3 protein-coding genes are annotated in these 2,255 nt (G+C 47.8%); all 3 read right to left on the bottom strand.

Going from position 1 to position 2,255, the window contains the following annotated elements:
• Window positions 1-158: 158 nt before the first annotated feature.
• Window positions 159-1,163, bottom strand: coding sequence for an endonuclease/exonuclease/phosphatase family protein (locus tag Q0231_RS16650; RefSeq protein ID WP_299349387.1), 1,005 nt, complete (start codon window positions 1,161-1,163; stop codon window positions 159-161).
• 3 nt (window positions 1,164-1,166) lie between these two features.
• Window positions 1,167-1,934, bottom strand: coding sequence for an arginyltransferase (locus Q0231_RS16655; RefSeq protein WP_299349390.1), 768 nt, complete (start codon window positions 1,932-1,934; stop codon window positions 1,167-1,169).
• Between the two features lie 55 nt (window positions 1,935-1,989).
• On the bottom strand, window positions 1,990-2,255 hold a 266-nt coding region (locus tag Q0231_RS16660), incomplete at its 5' end, for an SLC13 family permease (RefSeq protein ID WP_299349393.1).

Below are 2,255 nucleotides of genomic sequence, written 5' to 3' on the forward strand. Positions count from 1 at the left end.
ATCAAACTGTTTAACAGCGCGGATGGTTTAACCTGGACGGATAGTTCAGGCCGCACCTATACAAAGCCATTTGATGAATTGATGGAATGGCGTGGTGAACGAGCGCAAGCGGGGCGTCAGCCACCAACTGGTTTCCCACGCAACAACAAGTTCAAAGGCTAACTTGTTGGATCATCACCAATTTCAAAATCAATAATGAGCGGGTAGTGGTCAGACCCGCCATTTGCGCCTCGGTGAGGAAGGTTCGTTTTTACGTCACCACGGGTCAAAATGTGATCAAGCTGCATCCAAGGCGGCATATCAAACGGATATGTCGGTGGCGCGGGCCAAGTTGGCATCAACCAAACGACGCGTTTCATGCCCGCTTCATCGACCAAGCCTTTGAAGGCGTAAGAGAAGGGGGTTGAGTTGAAATCTCCCCCGAACAGCGTCGGTCCATCAATCTTGTTGAGCGCATCCGCTACCACTCGCCGTTGTTTTTTCTGGCGATCGGAAGGAATTGGCCAATCAAAATGGGTAGTTACAACATTAAACGGAATCTCATCCTGAACTTGAACGGCAATGATTGATGTACGTTGTTCCGCACTCAGTGAATCAACGCAGTCTTGTATGCTGAGTTCTTTAAGTGGGAACTTTGAATAGACGCCCAAGAATGATCGTTTGCCACCCTGACAGTGCACACTATATGGCATCAACTCACTAAGCCTTGGCTCTAGCCCTTTGCGATGCCAGCTCCAATACTCCTGAATGAATAATATATCCGGGTCTTGTTCTTCAATGCTTTGAAAGAGCCCCTCAAGGTTCTCATTTTTGGCGTAGATGTTAAATGTCATCAGACGACGCGTTTCGCCAGACAGTTTTGTCGGGTTTGCATTGAACTGAACGGCGCCAACAACTTCAGGAACGACAACCAGACTTGATGCAACAAAGCCCATTGCGCAAAAACTCAAGACCAAACCCTTGAACGGTTGGTGTTTAGCAAAAATTGCGCTGATCAAAAACAATGCCAGGCTGAGTGGAAATATAATCGGTTGGAAATGATTGAAGACGTCTAGCGGCCAAAAGGCAAAGGCCAAAAAGCCAACAATTGCACTCAGCGAAACAAAGAATGCGCCGCCAGCAAAGAGAAACCGTACTATGGACAAAAGCCCTTGATTGTTCACGCGCTATCTAACTTGTCTTGACCCTGTTTGGTCTTCATCCAGCAATTGCCAGTGATCCCCGTTTCCAAGAACTTCTAGCGGTTTAAACGAACTCTTATAGGCCATTTTAGGCGAATTCTTGACCCAATATCCTAAATATAGGTGAGGCAAGCCCGCAGCACGTGCGCGTTCAATTTGGTCCAATACCATGAATTTGCCAAGACTTCTATTGGACAGGTCAGAATCAAAAAAGCTGTACACCATCGAAATGCCATCCGGCAAAATGTCGGTAAGGGCAACAGCCAGCAATGGCCCCGGTTTTTCACCGATTGGCGTGCGTTCGCGATATTCAACAACAACGGACTGCACGGGCGTGTCTTCCACCATAAACTCATAATCAAGGTGCGACATTTCCGACATGCCGCCATTTTTATGCCGATCCTTCAAATAGCGCTTGAACAACAGATATTGTTCTTGTGTCGCATGTGGAAACACATCTGTGCTGACAATATCTTGGTTTTTGCGCCAGATCCGGCGTTGGTTGGCGTTGCGTTTAAACTGTGCAACCAAGACCCGGGCAGACTGGCACGCTTGGCAACCATCACACGCGGGACGATATGCGATATTTTGGCTCCGCCTAAACCCATGCACACTCAACATATTGTGCAAGTCAGCAGCGCGCCTGCCGGCTAAGTGGGTAAACAGTTTGCGCTCGTACTTTTCAGGCAAATAGGGACACGCTGTTTCAGCGGTCAAATAAAACTGCAGGTCTGAAGGACTATGTTCGGTCATTTCCGCTTGTTGATCGTCAATACGATCATCCCTATCGGCAACTCGTCAAGACAGTTTAGACCCCATAGTACCATGGCGCAACAATGCTGAAAGTAATCCAAACCAATAAGATTAATGGCACACCAGCAATAAAGTAATGTTTGAACCGATAATGCCCGGGTCCCATGACCAACAAATTGGTTTGATAGCCGATTGGGGACGCAAAAGAAGCGTTGGCACCAAGGATAACGGCAACCACAAATGGCAATGGATCAACACCTAAGCTTTGTGCTGTGGATATGGCAATCGGGGTGAACAATACCGCCGTGGCATTGTTGCTCA

Source organism: uncultured Maritalea sp. (assembly GCF_937139385.1).
GTDB lineage: Bacteria > Pseudomonadota > Alphaproteobacteria > Rhizobiales > Devosiaceae > Maritalea > Maritalea porphyrae_A.